This is a genomic window from Caulobacter sp. GW821-FHT12F03, assembly GCF_058806855.1.
In genome coordinates, this window is record NZ_JBXAQC010000001.1 from 200,327 (window position 1) to 217,145 (window position 16,819).

Consider the following 16,819-nt stretch of genomic DNA (forward strand, 5'->3'; position numbering starts at 1 on the left):
GGGACCTTCGGCGTGGACGAGATGGAAGCCATCAAGGCGACCTTCTTCCAGGAGTGCGAGGAACTTCTCGCCGATCTGGAGAACGGTCTGCTGGCCCTGCAGGGCGGCACGCCAGGCGAGGATACGGTCAATGCCGTGTTCCGCGCCGTGCACTCGATCAAGGGGGGCGCCGGCGCCTTCGGGTTCGAGGGGCTGGTGCGCTTCGCGCATGTCTTCGAGACGCTGCTGGATGGCGTCCGCTCGTCGAAAATCGTCCAGACCCCGACCCTGATCTCGGCTCTGTTGCGGGCCGCCGACATCCTGGCCGATCTCGTCGAGGCCGCGCGCAGCGGCGGAGGCGAGGGCGAGGACCCCCGAACCCACGACATGGCCGCCGAACTCGAGCAGCTGATCGCCGGCCAGGGCGCGCCCGCGCCGGCGGCGATCGCCGCCGCGCCGGTCGCCGTCGCCGAGCCCGGGCCGGTCGTCGCCGACGAACCCGATTTCGGCTTCCGCCCGCTCGCCGCGGTGGTCTTCGACGAGACGCCGCCGCCGCCCGCCGCGACGGTCTGGACCGTCACCTTCAGTCCGCGCGCCGGGCTCTACGCCAACGCCAACGAGCCGGCGCTGCTGCTGCGCGAGCTTGGCCGGCTGGGCGACATGAGCGTGACCCTCGACGACTCGGCCCTGCCCGACCTTGAGGCGCTGAACCCGGACGACTCCTTCCTGACCTGGCGCATCGCGCTGACGACCGACCAGGACGAGGCGGCCATTCGCGAGGTCTTCGAATTCGTCGACGGCGACTGCGAGCTGATCATTTCCGCCGATGCGCCGGAGGCTGAGCCGGCTTTTGACGTGGCCGCCCTGCTGGCGGCGATCCAGTCCGAGCCCGTTCCGGTCTCGCCGCCCGATCCCGCGCGCGCGCCCGCTCCCGCTCCGATCGTCGTGCAGGCGGTCGTCGCGCCGGCCTCCGCGCCCCCGGCCCCTGCCTCGCCCGCCGCCGCGCCCGCGGCGCCGCCGGCCGATCGCGGCGACGCCCACGGGTTCGCGCCGCAGGCCACCATCCGGGTCGACCCCGAACGCATCGACCGCCTGATCGACCTGGTCGGCGAGCTGGTGATCAACCAGGCGATGCTGGCCCAGCGGGTCTCGGAATGCGGCCTGCCGCCGTCCAGCGCCGTGTCGGTCGGCCTCGACGACCTTGAGCAGCTGACCCGGGAAATCCAGGAAAGCGTCATGGCCATCCGGGCCCAGCCCGTGAAGTCGGTGTTCCAGCGCATGCCCCGCCTGGTCCGCGAGACGGCGACCATGACCGGCAAGCAGGTCCGCCTGACCACCGACGGCGAAAACACCGAGGTCGACAAGACGGTCATCGAGCGGCTCGCCGATCCGATCACCCACATGATCCGCAACGCCATCGACCATGGCCTGGAGATGCCCGAGGCGCGGATCGCCGCCGGCAAGCCGGCCGAGGGGCATGTGCGGCTGGCGGCCCTGCACCGCGGCGGGCGTATCGTCATCGAGGTCAGCGACGACGGGGCCGGCATCAACCGCAAGCGCGTTCTGGCCATCGCCATGCAGAAGGAACTGGTCGCTGCCGACGCCCAGCTGACCGACGAGGAGATCGACAACCTGATCTTCCTGCCGGGCTTCTCGACGGCCGACAAGGTGTCCGACGTGTCCGGCCGCGGCGTCGGCATGGACGTGGTCCGGCGCAGCATCCAGGCGCTCGGCGGCCGCATCTCGATCACCTCGCGCCCCGGCGAAGGCTCGACCTTCACCCTCAGTCTGCCGCTGACCCTCGCCGTGCTCGACGGCATGGTCGTCGACGTCGCCGGTCACACGCTGGTCGTGCCGCTGACGGCGATCGTTGAAAGCCTGCGGCCCCGGGCCGAGGAGGTCCGCCCGCTGGGACCAACGGGCACGGTGCTGGCGGTGCGCGACGACCATGTGCCGCTGATCGACATCGGCTGCGTGCTCGGCTTCCGCACCATGCCGCCGCCGCCGCATGAACGCGTCGTGCTGCTGATCGAGACCGAGGACGGCGCCCGTGCGGCCCTCGTCGCCGACGCCATCCAGGGTCAGCGCCAGGTCGTCATCAAGAGCCTGGAAGCCAACTACCGGCAGGTGCCGGGCATCGCGGCGGCGACCATTCTCGGCGACGGCCGCGTGGCCCTGATCCTGGATGTCGACGCCGTCGTCTCCATGCGTCGAGCCGCGGCCGGTCGGCCCCTCGACCCCACCCTTATCGCCGCGGAGTGACCGCCATGACCGACCTCGTCGCCCAGACCAGCCATGACCAGATCGAACTGGTCTCCTTCCGCATCGGCGAGCAGGAGTTCTGCGTGGACATCATGGCCGTGCGCGAGATCCGCGGCTGGGCCCCGGCCACCCCGCTGCCGCAGACGCCGCCCTACATGCGCGGAGTCATCAACCTGCGCGGCGCGGTGCTGCCGATCCTCGATCTGGCCGTTCGGCTCGAGCTTCCGGCCACTGAACCTTCGGCGCGCAGCGTGATCATCGTCATCGCCGCCGACAATCGCCTGGTCGGGCTGCTGGTCGACGCCGTGTCGGACATCCTCAGCGTGTCGCGCGACGCCATCCAGCCGACGCCCGACGTGGCCTGCGACCGCGTCCGCAACTTCGTCCGCGGCCTGATGTCGCTCGACGGCCGGATGATCAGCCAGATCGCCGTCGAGCGCATCCTGCCGGATGTGGAGGCGATCGCCGCATGAACGCCGCCGTCGCCCGTGCGGACCGCAGCGAAGTCCTGGTCACCGGGGAGTTCCCGTTCACCCAGACCGACTTCAGGACGGTCGCCGCCCTGCTCCACGGCATGGCCGGGATCACCTTGCCCGACAGCAAGGCGACGCTGGTCTATTCGCGGCTGGCGAAGCGGCTCCGCGCCCTGCATCTCGAGAGCTTCAAGGACTACTGCGATCTGGTCGCCAGCGACCGGGGCGCCGACGAAAAGCAGGCGATGCTCGCCGCGCTGACGACCAACGTCACGCGCTTCTTCCGTGAGCCGCATCACTTCGACCATCTGCGCACCAACGTGTTGCAGCCGCTGGCCGCCGCCGCCAGGGCGGGCCGGCGTGTCCGCATCTGGTCAGCCGGCTGTTCGACGGGCCAGGAGCCCTACACCATCGCCCTGACCCTGCTCGACGTGCTGCCCGAGGCCGCGCGGCTCGACGTGAAGATCCTCGCCACCGACATTGATCCCAACGTCATCGCCACCGCGCGCGAGGGCGTCTATGCCGACGACTTGATCGAGGGCGTGCCGACGGCGCTGCGCAACCGCTGGCTGGACCGCCGTCCGGGCGGCGAGTGGGCGGTCAATGACACGGTCCGCGGCCTGGTCACGGCCAAGGTGCTGAACCTGATGCAGCCGTGGCCGATGAAGGGGCCGTTCGACGCCATCTTCTGCCGCAACGTGGTGATCTACTTCGACGAACCGACCCAGGAGCGCATGTGGAGCCGGTTCGCGCCGCTGCTGGCGCCCGGCGGCCGGCTCTACGTCGGGCACTCGGAGCGGGCCAGCTACCCCGGCTCGAGCCTCACCACCGACGGCCTGACCACCTACAAGGCCCCGGGGACGCTGTCATGACCGCCGTTCGCGTTCTTGTCGTCGACGATTCCGCGACCATGCGGGGTCTGATCGGGGCCACCCTGCGGCGCGACCCCGGCATCGAGGTGGTCGGCTTCGCCGCCGACCCGCACGAGGCCCGCGCCGCGATCAAGGCGCTGAATCCCGACGTCATCACCCTCGATATCGAGATGCCGAACATGAACGGCCTCGAATTTCTCGAGAAGATCATGCGCCTGCGGCCGATGCCGGTGGTCATGCTGTCGACCCTGACGCTGGCGGGCGCCGACGCGACCCTGCGCGCGCTCGAACTGGGCGCCGTCGACTGCATCGCCAAGCCGGCCGGTCCGGCGCAGGGCGGCGACGCCCTCGGCGAGCTGGCGATGCGGGTCAAGGCCGCCGCCGGCGCCCGGGTCCGGCCTGTCGGCCAGCCCGCGGCCACGCGGCCGCCGTCGCAGAGCTACCGGCCCAACGGCGACATCGTCGCCATCGGATCATCGACTGGCGGGGTCGAGGCCCTGCTCACGGTGATCTCGGCCTTTCCGAAGACCTGTCCGCCCACCGTCATCACACAGCACATGCCGCCGACCTTCACCCCCAGTTTCGCCGCGCGGCTCGACCGCTGCACCGAGGCCAGCGTCGCCGAAGCCCGGGACGGCGCCCCGCTCGAACCCGGCCACATCTGGTTGGCGCCCGGCGGAGCCACCCATCTCGAGGTCACCGGGTCCAGCACGCTTCGCTGCCGCCTTCGCCAGGCCGACCTGGTCAACGGCCACCGCCCCTCTGTCGACGTGCTGTTCTCCTCGGTGGCGGCGACCGCGGGCGCACGGGCCGTGGGGGTGATCCTCACCGGCATGGGCAAGGACGGCGCCGTCGGCCTGCGCCAGATGCGCGAAGCCGGCGCCCGCACGCTCGGCCAGGACGCTGACAGCAGCGTGGTCTACGGCATGCCGCGCGTCGCCTTCGAAATGGGCGCCGTCGAGCGACAGTTGAGTCTCGGTCGCATCGGCGACGCGGTGCTCGACCTCTGCCGGGCGGGAGGCTGACATGCCGGCCGCCTCCGCCATCAAGACCCTTGTCGTCGACGACCAGCTGACAATGCGGTCCCTCGTCCGCGCCGGACTGAACCAGATCGGCTTTTCCCAGATCGAGGAAGCCGTCGACGGCGAGGACGCGTTTCGCAAGGTGCTGCAGCGTCCCGTGAACCTGATCATCTCTGACTTCAACATGCCCAAGCTGGACGGGCTGAGCCTTCTGCGGGCGCTGCGGTCGCACGAGCCGACCCGGCAGGTGGCCTTCATCATGCTGACCGGCCGCGCCGACGACGAGCTGGTGCGCCGCGCGGCGCAGTTCGGGGTCAACAACTACCTCGTCAAGCCGTTCACCGTCGCGACCCTCAAGGACAAGATCGAACAGGTCTTCGGGGCGCTGACATGAGCGAAGTCCTCATGCGCGCGGGCAGCAAGACCCATGTCATCCAGGGCGAGCACTACGTCTCGGATCATCCCGACGCGATGTTCACCACCGTGCTGGGATCCTGCGTTTCGGCCTGCCTGCACGACCCGGTCGCCGGCCTCGGCGGCATGAACCACTTCCTGCTGGCCGACGCCGGAGAACGCGGCGACGCCGAAGCGGTGCGCTACGGCGCCTATGCGATGGAAGTGCTGATCAACAGCCTGCTGAAGAAGGGCGCCGCGCGCGGCCGTCTGCAGGCCAAGGTGTTCGGCGGCGCGCGCATGTTCGACGGGCTGTCGGACGTCGGCGCCGACAACGCCCGCTTCATCCGCCGCTTTCTCGAGGTCGAAGGCATCCCGCTGCTCAGCGAAAGTCTCGGCGGGGTCACCGCGCGCCGCGTCGAGTTCTGGCCCGCCACCGGCCGGGCGAGGGTGCGCCACGCCGCGGCGACGCCCGTCGAACCCGCCGTTCTCCCCCGTCCCAAGGCCGCGCCGATCGGCGATGTGGAGTTGTTCTGAGATGCATCTGCCCGTTAACGCCGACGCGCCCCTGCGCCATCTGCTCACCCGCATTGGCAACGCCGTCAGCGCCGCCGCGGTGCTGTCCGACGACTGCCAGCGCTACGTCGGCGAGCTGGTCGATGGCGGCGCGCCGATCACCCATGACCATCACCGGCTGCAGCAGCTCGATCTGCTCAGCCAGACCCTGCACGACCTGACCTGTGTGCTCGGCAAGACCGCCGCGCGCGTATCGCCGGACGTGACCGTTGATCTCGACTCCGTCCTCTCGTCCGTCGGACTGCGAGCGCTGGCCTGCACCCTGGCGGGTGTTGACTCGGTGCAGTCGCAGCCCGCCGGCGACCTTGAGATGTTCTAGCCAGATGTCGCCCCGCGCCACCATGCTCCCAACCGCCAGGATCAACCTGGAAAAGCTCGTCGTCCTGCTGGTCGACGACAATCCGCAGGCGCTCGACATCATGGCGCAGGTGGTCACCGGCTTCGGCGTGCGCAGCATCGTTCGCAGCCCCGGCGGCGAGGACGCCCGCACCCAGCTGACCAAGGGCCAGTATGACCTTGTGATCACCGACGCGCAGATGCCCGATCTGGACGGCTACGCCCTGACCAGCTGGATCCGTCGTGAAGCGCCGGGGCAGAACCGCTTTGTGCCCGTCATCCTGATCACGTCGCATACGCGGAAGTCCCACGTGACAAAGGCTCGCGATTGCGGCGCCAACTACGCGATCACCAAGCCGATCCGCCCCAAGACCGTGCTGGAGCGCATCTACTGGATCGCCAGGGAAGACCGCATGTTCATCGAGGTCGACAGCTATGCGGGCCCTGATCGCCGTTTCCGGCGCGAGGGCCCTCCCGCGGGGATCGACGGTCGTCGGGCCGAAGACCTTTCCGCCCATCTCGGCGAGGCGACGTCGCCCAATCTGTCCCAGGACCAGATCAACGCAATGATGAAGCCGACCAAGGTGGCCCTGTGACGGCCGCCCGCAAGTTCAAGGTCCGCAACCGCCTTCAGGCGGCCCTGTTCGACGGCGGCGGAAAGCTCGTCGGCCACGCGATCGCCGACGCCCAGGCCGAACTGAGCGCGCTGGCGCCGGCCTGCGAGGCGACGATCCGCGAGACAGTCGCCACGATCAGCAAGACCTGGGGCCCCGGAGCGGCCGACCGTGACGCCACCGTGCCGATGGATCTGTACGCCCTGGTGCTGAAGATCATCGATGTCTCCGATAGTTCGGCCCTGCGCGGCCTGCCGGAGGCCTGCTCCAGCTTCTGCGACCTGCTGGACTACTGCACCGATACGGGCGCCTGGGACTGGCCCGCCGTGGACGTCCACATCGCCGCCCTGCAGTGCCTCAGCGTCGACACCACCCTGAGTGAGGCCGACCGGCTGAAGCTGGTGTCGGGGCTGGCGCGGTTACGCAACCACCGCAGCACGCAGGCCTCCGACCCCTCCTAGACCGCCTTCGCGTCCGGCGGCGGACCGGCGCTGCTGCTGATGAAGCGCTGAACGACCGCGTCGCGCGCCTGGTCCAGGTCCTTCACCGGGCCGCGCCAGACCACCTTGCCCCTGTCGAGCATGGCGATGTCGTCGGCGATGGTGCGCGCGGAAACCATGTCGTGGGTGATCGACACGGCCGTGCAGCCCAGCCGCTTCACCAGATCGACGATGAGGAGGTTGATGGCCTCGGCGGTCATCGGGTCCAGGCCCGTGGTCGGCTCGTCGAAGAACAGGATGCGGGGCTTGCCGACGATGGCGCGGGCCAGGCCGACGCGTTTCTGCATGCCGCCGGACAGCTCCGAGGGATAGAGGTCGGCGACCGAGGTCTCCAGCCGGACCTGCTCCAGCGCCTCCAGGGCCGCCGCGCGGGCGGGCTTGCGGCCCCGGCCGTCGGCGTTGATCAGGCGGAAGGCGACGTTCTCCCAGACGGTCAGGCTGTCGAACAGCGCCGCGCCCTGGAACAGCACGCCGGACGCCCGGTACAGCCGCTGCTGATGTCGCCCCAGGCCGCCGGGCAGGGCGCGGCCCTCGAACAGCACCTCGCCGGCGTCGGCCTGCATCAGCCCCAGCGCCAGCTTCAGCGTCACCGACTTGCCCTGGCCCGAGCCGCCCATGATGACCAGCGAGCGGCCGGCGTCGACCGCCAGGTCGAGTCCGTCCAGCACCGTCTTGCCGCCGAAGCGCTTGCGGACCGCGCGCCATTCGAGGATCGGCGTCGTCACGGTCATCCCCGGGTGAACAGGGTTGTCAGGACATAGTCGGTGGCGAAGATCAGCACGCCCGACCAGACCATCGCGCGGGTCGCCGCCCGGCCGACGCCGCGCGCGCCGCCGATGGCCGTGTAGCCGTGGTAGCAGCCCATCAGGGTGACGATGAAGCCGAACACGGCGGCCTTGATCAGGCCTGACTGCACGTCCCAGGCCTCGACGAAGTCGACCGTGGCGCGGGCATAGACGGCCGGGCTGAAGTCCAGCGTCAGGGTCGAGACGAGCCAGCCGCCGGCGATGCCGATGATGTCCGCCACGCCGGTCAGGATCGGCAGGGTGACGATCCCGGCCAGCAGGCGCGGCGCGACGAGATAGCGGAACGGATCGGTCGACAGGGTGCGCATGGCGTCGATCTGCTCGGTCGCCCGCATCGCTCCGATCTCGGCGGCGATGGTCGCGGCGACGCGGCCGGCGAGCATCAGGGCGGCCAGCACCGGGGCCAGCTCGCGCGTGATGCCCAGGGCGACGATCTGCGGCACGATCTGCTCGGCGTTGAACCGTCCGCCGCCGGTGTAGATGTTCAGCGCCAGGGCCGCGCCGGTGAAGATCGCCGTCAGCCCGATGACCGGCAGGGACATGAAACCGATGGCCACGCCCTGCTGCAGCAGCTGCCGGCCGTAGAACGGCAGCGACAGGCAGGCCAGCAGGCCGCGCAACGCGAACAGGGTCAGGGCGCCGGTCAGCCGCGTCAGGCCGAGGGTCAGGCGACCCACGGCGGCCACCGGCGCCAGCGGCGTCAGGCGCGCGGCGGCGGCCATGCTATTGCGGCTCCGTCGCCGGAGCGGGCGCCGCGGCCGGCTGGGGCTTGATGACCTGGCCGATCAGGCCGAACAGGTCGACCGCGCCCTGGGTGTTCTCGATCTCGCCGCCGGGCTTGAGCATGTCCTCGGCGGCGCCCGGCTCGATCGAGATGTGCGCCCCGCCCAGCAGGCCGTCGCTGGTCACCTTGGCGGTCGAGTCGGACGGCAGGTTGACGCCGTGGTCGATGGTCAGCTCGGTGGCCGCGAAATAGGTCTTCGAATCCAGCGTCACGCGGCTGACCTGGCCGACTTTCACCCCGGCCACGCGCACGTCGTCGCCCTCCTTGAGCGAACCGACCTGCCCGAAGCGGGCCTTGACCGGATAGCCGCCGGACGGGGCCCCGACGTCGCCGGTGAGCATCAGGTAGCCGAGAAAGCCGCCGGCGCCGATCAGCACCAGGGCGCCGACGATCGTCTCGGCCCAGTTCTCGCGCATCGTCAGGGTCTCCCGGGCATGGCGGTCATCCGTGGCGGGCGCTGTCGGCTTCGAGCCGGGTGATCAGCGCGTCCACGTTGCCGCCCGCGTTGTCGATGGTGGACACGAAGTCCTGTTGCAGGGTGATGGCCAGCCAGACGCCGCGCGTCTGCACGTCGACGGCCTTGAACGACCCCGGGCCGCCGAGCACACGCCATGACACGGGCAGGGGCCCGGCCTTGGGATCGCCGCTGACCACGGTGTTGACCACCGTGTCCGTCGGGCCGCGCACGACCGAGCCTGTGATCTGCAGCTGGTTGCCCTTGAAGCCCGTCAGGTGGGTCTGGAACAGCCGCTGGGCGTAGCCCTTGAACACCGCGTTGAAGCGCTGCCGCTGCGCCGGCGTGATGACCCGCGCGTACTTGCCCAGCACGAAGCCGGAGATGCGCTGGAAGTCGGCCAGCTGGTCGATCATGTCGCGGAAGGCCGCGTCGCGGGCGGTCGCCGACAGGCCCCGGTTGGTGACCACCGAGAGGACTTTCTGCCCTTCGCTGAGCACGAACTGCTCGGCCGCGGCGTTGCGGGCGACGCGGGCCAGGGCGACGGCGGGCGCGAACACGGCGGCGGCGAAGGCGGCGAGCGCGCGCCGTCGGTTGAAGGGAGCTGTGATCATGAGGGGGGGCTTGCGGGGTCTGGGGTCGGAGCCGGCGCGGCGGTGTCCGCCTCGGGCGCCGGGGCGTCGAACTCGGGCAGGGCTTCCTCCTCGCCGGCCGCCTCGCGGACCGCGGCGGCGCGGGACTGGAGATAGGCGGAGCGGATCGTGGCGTAGGGGTCGGTGGAGTCCTCCATGACGGCCTTCAGGGTGGCGTCGCCCTCGGACCGCGCCTCGAGGCCGCGGACGACCGTCCGGCCAAGCGCGAAGTCGGTGCGCGGGCCGCCCGTCGCCTGGCTGACCGGGTCGCCGAGCAGGGTGACGATGGACCCGGCCCCGTCCCGCGCCGTCGTCGGACCGATGACCGGCAGATAGATGTAGGGGCCCGGCTTGACGCCGTAGCGGCCGAGCGTCTGGCCGAAGTCCGCCGGCTGGCGTTCCAGGCCGCTGCGGCCGGCCACGTCGAACACCCCGAGCAGGCCGACCGTGGAGTTGCCGACGAAACGCGCCGTGGCGCGCGTCGCGACCTTTGGCCGTCCTTGCAGCAGCGCGTTCACCACCGTGGCCGGTTCGCGCAGGTTGCCGACGACATTGCCCAGTCCGCGCCGCACGGGGGCCGGCACGACGCGCCGGTAGCCCCGCGCCGCCGGACCGATCAGGACCCTGTCGAGGACCGTGTTGAAGGCGAAGCTGCGCCGGTTGAAGCGGCGCAGCGGGTCCTCGCGGCCGGCCGGCGCGCCGGCCAGCGTCAGGCTCTCCGGGTCGCCCGAGCGGCTGACGCCCGGCGTCGCCGCGACCAGGCCGCAACCGACCAGGGCGGCGAAGCCCACGAGCCCCGCGCGGGCAGCCTTTCGGCGTCCCGACCGGTTTGACCGGCCCGCACTCAAGGGTCGCACGTCAGCCATGCTGTGGTGTGTTCCGCCTCTCCCCCCTCGACCCCTAGCGGGCCGTTGACAGGAGACAATCCGATTCAACCGATACCAGTGATATCTCTATCCCCAGTTTGGGGGGGGATGACCGGATTTCAATCGACGGCTGTGGCGTTCTGGCCACCCTGGAGGCGGGGTTCGGCTACAACTTCTGCCTCGCCCGGGCCAGCAGCGCCTGGACTTCCGCGCGACGCCCGCGATCGGCGATCTCGCGTCCGGGACGGGCCGGGGCGGCGAGGGCCTTCTCCAGCGCCTTGACCGCGCCGGCGTACTGTCCCTGGCGGACCAGGTAGTCGGCGTAGAAGTAGTTGCTGTCGAGGCCGTTCGGGTTGGCGGCGACGCCCTTGAGCAGATAGGCGCGGGCCCGGGCCGGGTCGCCGAAGCCGACCGGGAAGCCGGGCACCTGGGCGTAGAGCGAGCCGAGGCTGGTGTAGACCGAGCCGTCGCCGAGGGCGGCCGGGTTGATGTGTTCGGCGCGCTCAAGCAGGGCCTTGGCCTCCCTGGCCAGGGCGAGACCGCCAAGGCCGCCCTTGGCGCCCGCCTCCGTCGACAGGGCGATGGCCTCCCAGACCAGGGGTTCGGCGCGGGCGGGGAACTGGTGGGCCAGGGCGTCGGCCTGCGCGGCCAGCTTCGCGGCGGCGGCGGCCTGGGCCGGCTTGTCGTGAATCTCGAAGTTCACGTGGTCCCAGCCGTGGGCCAGGCCGTCGACACGGGCGTCAAAGGCGGCGTCACGGGCGAGGGTCGGCGCGGCGGCGCCGAAGCCCAGCGCCAGGGCGAGCAGGATCGGGGCGAGTTTCATGGGATCTATCCTTGGGATCAGCGGGCGAACATCGCCACGGCCTTGCGGTCGTTGGCCGACAGGGCGCGGTCGACGAGGCCCGGAAGCAGGGCGTTGATGCGGACGAACAGGCTTTCGGGGAAGCCGAAGTAGACGTCCCGGCGGCGCGCGCGGACGGCGGCGACGATGCGCCGGGCGATGGCCTGGGGCTCGTCCATGTTCATGTGGGTGAGCTTTGCGAACTCCATCACCGCCGGGGTGTTGAGCGGTGTCCGCACGGCGCGCGGCGCGACATAGGTCACGTCGATGCCGGTTCCCGTCAGCTCGCGTCGCAGGGCCTGGCTGAAGCCGCGCAGGCCGGCCTTGGCGCTGGAATAGCTGACGAAATGAGCGAAGTTGATCGAGCCGAAGATCGAGCCGATGTTGACGATCTGGCCCCGTCCCTCGGCCTTCATCCGCGGCAGCACCGCCTGGGTCAGCCGCACCGGCGCGACCAGGTTGACCATGTAGCTGGTCACCAGATGCTCCGGCGACTGGCGCTCGAACGGCCCGAAGTGCTGGATGCCGGCCAGGTTGATCAGAATGTCCCAGTGACGCCGGCCGATGTCGGCCGCCGCCGCCTCGAGCCCGGCCGCGGAGCCGAGGTCGTGCTTCAAAGTCTGGCCGGCGACGTCGGAGTCGATGCGATCGAGCACCGTGACCCGCGCGCCCTCTGCCGCCAGCTGCCGGCAGATCAGGGCGCCGAGGCCGCCGGAGCCGCCGGTGATTAGGATGTCCTTGTCCTTAAACGACATGGGCCGCCTCGCGATTGTGGGGGATGGCGGCAAACACGCCGGCGAACAGGTTGAACACCCCGCCGGCGACCTCGATGATCGCGGCCTGGTCGGCGGGGTCGTCGACCTCGCCCATCAGGTTCTGGAAGAACACCAGATGCTCCTTGTCGAGCGCGCCGTGCGAGGTCAGGTAGCTGAAGCACTGCGGGCCGAGGCCGAGGTTCTTCGCCACCGCCTCCGCGCCCTGGGTCGCCAGCCGCACGCTGGTCCCCTCGAGCACCAGCACCATGCCGAAGAAGCCCATCGGATTGACCCGCCGGATGTAGTCGTAGGCGTAGTCGACCATCGCCTGGGTCGCGGCGCGGGGCGTGCCGTTGCGCACGGCCTCCGGGTCGCCGCCGCAGTTGCGGATGTCGTTGAGGATCCATTCCTCGTGGCCCGTCTCCTCGGCGATGTACTCGTCGAGGGCGTCGCGGAAGCGCTGGTGGGCGTCGTCCAGCCCGGCCTTGGCCGCCTGCATCAGCGGCACGGTGTGCTTCACGTGGTGATAGGCCTCGGTCAGGTAGGCGATGTAGGTCTCAAGCGAGATCGCGCCGGTCAGGCCGTCCTGGATCTGCGGCACGGAGGCCAGGGTCTGCTGGCCGGGGGCGGTTTCGGTGATCAGTCGCTGAAAGAAGGTCACGGCTGGGTCTCCTGTTCGGTGGCTTCGATGAAGGGGCGGTGGTTGGCGAGGATGACGGCGCGGCGCGGACGGCCGTTGCCGGTCAGTTCCCCGGCCTCGGGGTCGAGCGGCGGGCGAATCCGCCAGCGCGCGACCCGGGCGTAGGGCGGCAGGTTGGCGTTGGCCCGCTCAACCGCCCGCGCGAGCGTCGCCGCGTCGAGGTCGGGCATCAGCGGCACGATCAGGGCGCCGAGCTCGGGCTGGGCCTCGCCAAAGACGATCGCCTGGCGGATCTCGGGCTGGGCCAGCAGTTCGCTCTCGACCCATTCGGGCGCGATGTTGCGGCCGTAGGCGTTGATGATGGTGTTGCCGCGCCGGCCGGCGATCGACAGGAAGCCGTCGGCGTCCTGCCCGCCGATGTCGCCGGTGGCGACCACGCCCGTGTTGAGCGCGCCGCCGGCGTAGCCGAGGAAGGGACGGGGTCCGACGAGGATCTCGCCGTCGGCCGACAGGGTCACGTCCAGGTGCGGCAGCGGCCTGCCGACGCTGCCGGCGCGGTGCGCGCCCGGCGTGTTCAACGCGACCACCGAGGCGCACTCGCTGAGGCCGTACCCCTCGTAGACCGGCAGGCCGAGCGCGGCGGCATGGTCGAGCAGCTTGGGCGACACCTTGGCGCCGCCGACGGCGACGAGGCTGAGGTCCGGGAAGCGCGCGCCCGCGAACGACATGACCATCAGCAGCGCCCGCAGCAGTTCAGGCACGAGGATCAGGCTCGTGGCCTTCTCGCCGGCGATGGTGGCCGCCAGTTTGGCGAGGTCCGGCCGGAAGGGGTTGTCGAGGCCGAGGTCGGCCGCTGGCAGCACATGATAACGGCCGCCCGCGAGCAGGGTGGTGTAGAGGCCGGCGACGTTCTCCAGCAGGATCGACAGCGGCAGCAGCGGCAGGTGCTTGCCGGCGTAGTCGGCGCCGATCACCTCGACCAGCGAGGCGGCGACCGCCTCCATCTGGTCCTGCGACAGGCAGACGCCCTTGGGCTGGCCGGTCGAGCCGGAGGTGTAGGTGATCTTGGCCGTGCCCTCGGGAAGCCCCGTCGGGGCGGTGGCCAGCAGGGCGACGCCCAGCCGGGCGCCGGCGGCGTCGATCCAGGCGTCATCCTCGCCCGGCGCGATCAGCAGGCCCGCGCCCGCGTCGGCCAGCACATGGCTGCGCTGGGCCTGCGTGAAGAAGGCCGGGATCGGCAGGCTGGGCCAGCCCAGCCTGACCAGGGCGAGGTCGAGCACGACCCAGGCCGGGCTGTTGTCCAGCACCACGGCCACGGGCGCCCCGGCCCGGAAGCGCGAGGTCAATCGTTCCAGCTGGCCGGCCGTTTCATCCACCGCCTCTGCCAGCTCGGCGTAGGTCCAGGTCCGTTTTGCGTCGCTCAGGGCGATGGCGGCGGGCGTGGCGGCGGCGTGGCGCGTCAGCGCGTCGAGGACGCGGCTCACTGGACGCCGCTCCCCGGCAGGGCCGGATGCAGGCGGGGGGTGACGTCGGTGTCGAGGATCGGATCGGCCAGCAGCAGGCTGGCCAGCGCCGGCAGGGCCGGGGCGATGGCGCCGACCAGCACTTCCGGGTCACGGGCGTAGTAGGCGCCCCAGTCCGCCCCGCCGTCGGGCAGGCGCTCGGCCTGCGCGCGGGTCAGGCCCCGGGTGGCGAACCCGACCCGGGCGAAGCTGCGGCGCAGCTGCTTCGTGGCCGTCGCGACGGCGTGCGTGCAGCCCTGCCGGTCGAGGTGGGCGGCGAGGGCGAGGAACAGGAACAGCGAGGCGCCGGGGCTCTCCGAGGCCAGGTTGCCGATCTCGGCGATCTGGTCGCGGCGGGGCCGGTCGCCCAGGCCGTCGGCGATGGCGGTCTCGACGGGGCCGTCGAGATAGTGCTCGAGATACAGCGGCGCGTCGGCGGCGAAGCGGAAGCCGGCGGCGGCGTGGATCACGCCGTCGTTGTCCTGGACGCTGATCAGGGTCGGGAAGTGGCTGCGGATGTGGCCGTCGAAGGCCCGGGCGTAGGCGGCTTCAAGATAGGCCTCCACCCGCAGGCGGTCGGGCCGCCCGCTGTGGTGGATGCTGATCCGTCCAGGCTCCACCGCCGTGAACCGGCGCACGCGGTCGGCGTCGAACCGGAGACTTCCCCGGACGGCGCCGTCATCGACCATCATCACTTCCAGCAAGGCTCGTCTCCGTTCTCGCGTCCCACCGGCGCCCTCTGACCGGAATGACGACGTCGTCGGGAGACCCCCTCACAGGAATCGACATTGGCGATTGCGCGACCGGCCGGCATGGGGGAAATCGGGAGGTCTCCGGATCGCCGGAGCGGTCGGCGGCGCGTCAGCCGCGGGAGGTCCGGTCCCGGCCTTGGACGAGCGCGACAGCCATCCCCTGATCGCCGTCTATCTCGCGCGCCGCGCCGAGCTGGTGCGCTATTTCCGCATCCGCCTGCGCTCTGAAGCCGCCGCCGAGGATCTGGTGCAGGACATCTATTTGAAGATCGCGGGCCTGCCGGCGGAGGATATCGGCAACCCGGCCGCCTACCTCTACCGGCTGGGCACCAACCTGATGCTCGACCGCATCAAGCAGCAGAGGCGGTCGGAGCGCCGCGACGCCGACTGGCGCGACGCGGAGACGGTCACCGCCGGCGGCGAGGACGTCGCCCAGGCCCCGCCGGCCGACGAAGCCCTGGCCGCCCGCCAGCGTCTGGACCAGATCATCGCGACCGTCGGCGACCTGCCGCCGCAGGTCCAGGAGGCGTTCCGTCTGCACAAGCTGGAAGGCCTGACCCACGCCGAGACGGCGCAGGCGATGGGAATCTCCAGGTCGAGCGTTGAAAAGCACATCATGGCCAGCCTCAAACGCATTCTCGCGAAGGTCGGTCGATGATCGTCCGGACCCCCCCAAAGAAATGTTGGAGGCGCCTGGGCGTTTGTGGCGTCATTTGGGCAGGACCCGAAGACCTGACGAACAGGAGACCTCTTCCGCGATGAGCGGCCAGCCCCCGGAATCCCATGCGGAAGCCTTGCGCGACGAAGCGGTCGCCTGGCTCGTGCGCGTCCAGTCCGACGCCTCGACCGCCGAGGACTGGATCGCGCTGGCCGACTGGCTGGAAGGCTCGGAGGAACGGCAGGAGGCCTTCGACGCCGTCGAGGCGCTGTCCGACCGGATCGAACGGGACGCCGCCGACCTCGCGCGCTGGACCGCCGAGCCGATGGGCCAGGTGATCGCGTTCGAGCCGCGCCGGGCCCGGCCGCCGTCCCGGCGCATCCCGCGCCAGGTCTGGGGCGGGCTGATCGCCGCCAGCCTCGTGCTGATGGCCGGCCCGGTGGTCTGGCAGAGCGCGCTCGGGACGCCCGTCACCTACAGCACCGCGCCCGGCGAGACCCGCGATGTCACCCTGTCCGACGGCAGCCATATCCGCCTGGCCGCCGCCTCGGCGCTGACCGCCCGGATCGGCTGGCGCGCCCGGCGGGTCTCGATGGACAGCGCCGAGGCGACCTTCGACGTCGCCCACGATCCGAAGAAGCCTTTCCTCATCTCCGTCGGCGACCAGCAGGTGAAGGTCGTCGGCACGGAGTTCAACATCCGCCACTACGACGACCAGGTGGTCGTCACCGTGCGGCGCGGCATCGTCGAGGTGCGCCAGCCCGCCCTCGGCGCCGCGCCGGTCGCCCGGCTGACGGTCGGCCAGCAACTCAGCCACCGGGTCGGCGCGCCGACCTCGCGCCAGACGCGGGTCGATCCGGCCGTGGCCTTCGCCTGGACCGAGGGGCGGCTGATCTGCGAGGACCGTCCGCTGTCGGAGATCGTCGGCGACCTCAACCGGCGCTACGGCGGCCGGATCGAGGTCTCGGCGGCGGCGGGTCGCAAGCGATTTTCCGGCGTCCTGACGCTGGATGATCAGGATCAAGTCGTCCGGCGTCTGGCGGACTACCTTTCGCTCACTGTCGAGCGTAGGGAAGGGACTGTTCTCCTGCGCTGAACCGCG

The 16,819-nt window shown here is 70.9% G+C and carries 21 protein-coding genes; 11 read left to right on the forward strand and 10 right to left on the reverse strand.

The window, feature by feature from the left end; genetic code table 11:
- Positions 1–12 precede the first annotated feature (12 nt).
- Genes AC1RN0_RS00980 through AC1RN0_RS01020 form a run of 9 tightly spaced genes read left to right on the forward strand, consistent with a single transcriptional unit; the run spans position 13 to position 6,988 of the window.
- Positions 13–2,241, forward strand: a complete 2,229-nt coding sequence (locus tag AC1RN0_RS00980) for a chemotaxis protein CheA (protein ID WP_492785557.1) — start codon at positions 13–15, stop codon at positions 2,239–2,241.
- A 5-nt stretch (positions 2,242–2,246) separates the two neighbouring features.
- The gene (locus AC1RN0_RS00985; protein ID WP_492785558.1) at positions 2,247–2,714 is read left to right on the forward strand and encodes a chemotaxis protein CheW; all 468 of its coding nucleotides are present in this window, start codon (positions 2,247–2,249) and stop codon (positions 2,712–2,714) included.
- A complete protein-coding gene (locus AC1RN0_RS00990) occupies positions 2,711–3,586 on the forward strand; it encodes a CheR family methyltransferase (protein WP_492785559.1) in 876 nt (291 codons plus the stop codon). The genes AC1RN0_RS00985 and AC1RN0_RS00990 overlap by 4 nt, the downstream gene beginning before the upstream one ends.
- Positions 3,583–4,611 (forward strand): protein-glutamate methylesterase/protein-glutamine glutaminase, encoded by a 1,029-nt coding sequence (locus AC1RN0_RS00995; RefSeq protein WP_492785560.1) that lies wholly within the window; start codon positions 3,583–3,585, stop codon positions 4,609–4,611. The genes AC1RN0_RS00990 and AC1RN0_RS00995 overlap by 4 nt, the downstream gene beginning before the upstream one ends.
- A 1-nt stretch (position 4,612) precedes the next feature.
- Positions 4,613–5,002, forward strand: coding sequence for a response regulator (locus AC1RN0_RS01000; RefSeq protein ID WP_492785561.1), 390 nt, complete (start codon positions 4,613–4,615; stop codon positions 5,000–5,002).
- Positions 4,999–5,538, forward strand: a complete 540-nt coding sequence (locus AC1RN0_RS01005) for a chemotaxis protein CheD (RefSeq protein WP_492785562.1) — start codon at positions 4,999–5,001, stop codon at positions 5,536–5,538. The genes AC1RN0_RS01000 and AC1RN0_RS01005 overlap by 4 nt, the downstream gene beginning before the upstream one ends.
- A gap of 1 nt (position 5,539) precedes the next feature.
- Positions 5,540–5,896: a DUF8776 family protein gene (locus AC1RN0_RS01010; RefSeq protein ID WP_492785563.1), complete on the forward strand. Its 357-nt coding sequence runs from the start codon at positions 5,540–5,542 to the stop codon at positions 5,894–5,896.
- A 4-nt stretch (positions 5,897–5,900) separates the two neighbouring features.
- On the forward strand, positions 5,901–6,509 hold the full coding sequence (locus AC1RN0_RS01015) for a response regulator (protein ID WP_492785564.1): 609 nt from the start codon (positions 5,901–5,903) through the stop codon (positions 6,507–6,509).
- Entirely contained in the window at positions 6,506–6,988 is a 483-nt protein-coding gene (locus AC1RN0_RS01020) for a chemotaxis protein CheE (protein ID WP_492785565.1), read from the forward strand. The genes AC1RN0_RS01015 and AC1RN0_RS01020 overlap by 4 nt, the downstream gene beginning before the upstream one ends.
- On the opposite strand, the gene AC1RN0_RS01025 is transcribed toward AC1RN0_RS01020, so the two are convergent.
- The 10 genes from AC1RN0_RS01025 to AC1RN0_RS01070 form a co-directional block, all read right to left on the reverse strand.
- Positions 6,985–7,758 (reverse strand): ABC transporter ATP-binding protein, encoded by a 774-nt coding sequence (locus AC1RN0_RS01025; RefSeq protein ID WP_492785566.1) that lies wholly within the window; start codon positions 7,756–7,758, stop codon positions 6,985–6,987. The two genes, AC1RN0_RS01020 and AC1RN0_RS01025, sit on opposite strands and share 4 nt — an antisense overlap.
- Positions 7,755–8,555, reverse strand: coding sequence for an MlaE family ABC transporter permease (locus AC1RN0_RS01030; protein ID WP_492785567.1), 801 nt, complete (start codon positions 8,553–8,555; stop codon positions 7,755–7,757). Before AC1RN0_RS01030 ends, AC1RN0_RS01025 begins: the two co-directional genes overlap by 4 nt.
- Before the next feature lies 1 nt (position 8,556).
- Complete coding sequence (mlaD, locus tag AC1RN0_RS01035; RefSeq protein ID WP_492786406.1) at positions 8,557–9,039, reverse strand: outer membrane lipid asymmetry maintenance protein MlaD; 483 nt, start codon at positions 9,037–9,039, stop codon at positions 8,557–8,559.
- A 19-nt stretch (positions 9,040–9,058) separates the two neighbouring features.
- Positions 9,059–9,685, reverse strand: a complete 627-nt coding sequence (locus AC1RN0_RS01040; protein WP_492785568.1) for an MlaC/ttg2D family ABC transporter substrate-binding protein — start codon at positions 9,683–9,685, stop codon at positions 9,059–9,061.
- Positions 9,682–10,494: an MlaA family lipoprotein gene (locus AC1RN0_RS01045; RefSeq protein ID WP_492785569.1), complete on the reverse strand. Its 813-nt coding sequence runs from the start codon at positions 10,492–10,494 to the stop codon at positions 9,682–9,684. The genes AC1RN0_RS01040 and AC1RN0_RS01045 overlap by 4 nt, the downstream gene beginning before the upstream one ends.
- 241 nt (positions 10,495–10,735) lie before the next feature.
- On the reverse strand, positions 10,736–11,392 hold the full coding sequence (locus AC1RN0_RS01050) for a tetratricopeptide repeat protein (protein WP_492785570.1): 657 nt from the start codon (positions 11,390–11,392) through the stop codon (positions 10,736–10,738).
- Between the two features lie 17 nt (positions 11,393–11,409).
- Positions 11,410–12,165, reverse strand: a complete 756-nt coding sequence (locus tag AC1RN0_RS01055) for an SDR family oxidoreductase (RefSeq protein WP_492785571.1) — start codon at positions 12,163–12,165, stop codon at positions 11,410–11,412.
- Complete coding sequence (locus AC1RN0_RS01060) at positions 12,155–12,826, reverse strand: iron-containing redox enzyme family protein (RefSeq protein ID WP_492785572.1); 672 nt, start codon at positions 12,824–12,826, stop codon at positions 12,155–12,157. The genes AC1RN0_RS01055 and AC1RN0_RS01060 overlap by 11 nt, the downstream gene beginning before the upstream one ends.
- Positions 12,823–14,289, reverse strand: a complete 1,467-nt coding sequence (locus AC1RN0_RS01065) for an AMP-binding protein (RefSeq protein WP_492785573.1) — start codon at positions 14,287–14,289, stop codon at positions 12,823–12,825. Before AC1RN0_RS01065 ends, AC1RN0_RS01060 begins: the two co-directional genes overlap by 4 nt.
- A complete protein-coding gene (locus AC1RN0_RS01070) occupies positions 14,286–15,002 on the reverse strand; it encodes a thermostable hemolysin (RefSeq protein ID WP_492786407.1) in 717 nt (238 codons plus the stop codon). The genes AC1RN0_RS01065 and AC1RN0_RS01070 overlap by 4 nt, the downstream gene beginning before the upstream one ends.
- Positions 15,003–15,195: 193 nt before the next feature.
- Between AC1RN0_RS01070 and AC1RN0_RS01075 the strand changes: the two genes are divergently transcribed.
- Together AC1RN0_RS01075 and AC1RN0_RS01080 are read left to right on the forward strand one after the other, a co-directional pair.
- Positions 15,196–15,717, forward strand: coding sequence for an RNA polymerase sigma factor (locus tag AC1RN0_RS01075; RefSeq protein ID WP_492785574.1), 522 nt, complete (start codon positions 15,196–15,198; stop codon positions 15,715–15,717).
- Positions 15,718–15,817: 100 nt separating this feature from the next.
- Positions 15,818–16,813 carry a FecR family protein gene (locus tag AC1RN0_RS01080; RefSeq protein ID WP_492785575.1) on the forward strand — a complete coding sequence of 332 codons (996 nt, stop codon included), beginning with the start codon at positions 15,818–15,820 and terminating at the stop codon, positions 16,811–16,813.
- The last annotated feature ends 6 nt before the right edge of the window (positions 16,814–16,819 follow it).

What these genes read in the sequence shown, in the direction of transcription:
- AC1RN0_RS01010 (WP_492785563.1), top strand. Translation starts at nt 5,540, where the DNA reads ATGCATCTGCCCGTTAACGCCGACGCGCCCCTGCGCCATCTGCTCACC.
- AC1RN0_RS01050 (WP_492785570.1), bottom strand. Translation starts at nt 11,392, where the DNA reads ATGAAACTCGCCCCGATCCTGCTCGCCCTGGCGCTGGGCTTCGGCGCC.
- AC1RN0_RS01005 (WP_492785562.1), top strand. Translation starts at nt 4,999, where the DNA reads ATGAGCGAAGTCCTCATGCGCGCGGGCAGCAAGACCCATGTCATCCAG.
- AC1RN0_RS01040 (WP_492785568.1), bottom strand. Translation starts at nt 9,685, where the DNA reads ATGATCACAGCTCCCTTCAACCGACGGCGCGCGCTCGCCGCCTTCGCC.
- AC1RN0_RS00995 (WP_492785560.1), top strand. Translation starts at nt 3,583, where the DNA reads ATGACCGCCGTTCGCGTTCTTGTCGTCGACGATTCCGCGACCATGCGG.
- AC1RN0_RS01055 (WP_492785571.1), bottom strand. Translation starts at nt 12,165, where the DNA reads ATGTCGTTTAAGGACAAGGACATCCTAATCACCGGCGGCTCCGGCGGC.
- AC1RN0_RS01025 (WP_492785566.1), bottom strand. Translation starts at nt 7,758, where the DNA reads ATGACCGTGACGACGCCGATCCTCGAATGGCGCGCGGTCCGCAAGCGC.
- AC1RN0_RS01015 (WP_492785564.1), top strand. Translation starts at nt 5,901, where the DNA reads ATGTCGCCCCGCGCCACCATGCTCCCAACCGCCAGGATCAACCTGGAA.
- AC1RN0_RS01030 (WP_492785567.1), bottom strand. Translation starts at nt 8,555, where the DNA reads ATGGCCGCCGCCGCGCGCCTGACGCCGCTGGCGCCGGTGGCCGCCGTG.
- AC1RN0_RS01000 (WP_492785561.1), top strand. Translation starts at nt 4,613, where the DNA reads ATGCCGGCCGCCTCCGCCATCAAGACCCTTGTCGTCGACGACCAGCTG.
- AC1RN0_RS00985 (WP_492785558.1), top strand. Translation starts at nt 2,247, where the DNA reads ATGACCGACCTCGTCGCCCAGACCAGCCATGACCAGATCGAACTGGTC.
- AC1RN0_RS00990 (WP_492785559.1), top strand. Translation starts at nt 2,711, where the DNA reads ATGAACGCCGCCGTCGCCCGTGCGGACCGCAGCGAAGTCCTGGTCACC.
- AC1RN0_RS01080 (WP_492785575.1), top strand. Translation starts at nt 15,818, where the DNA reads ATGAGCGGCCAGCCCCCGGAATCCCATGCGGAAGCCTTGCGCGACGAA.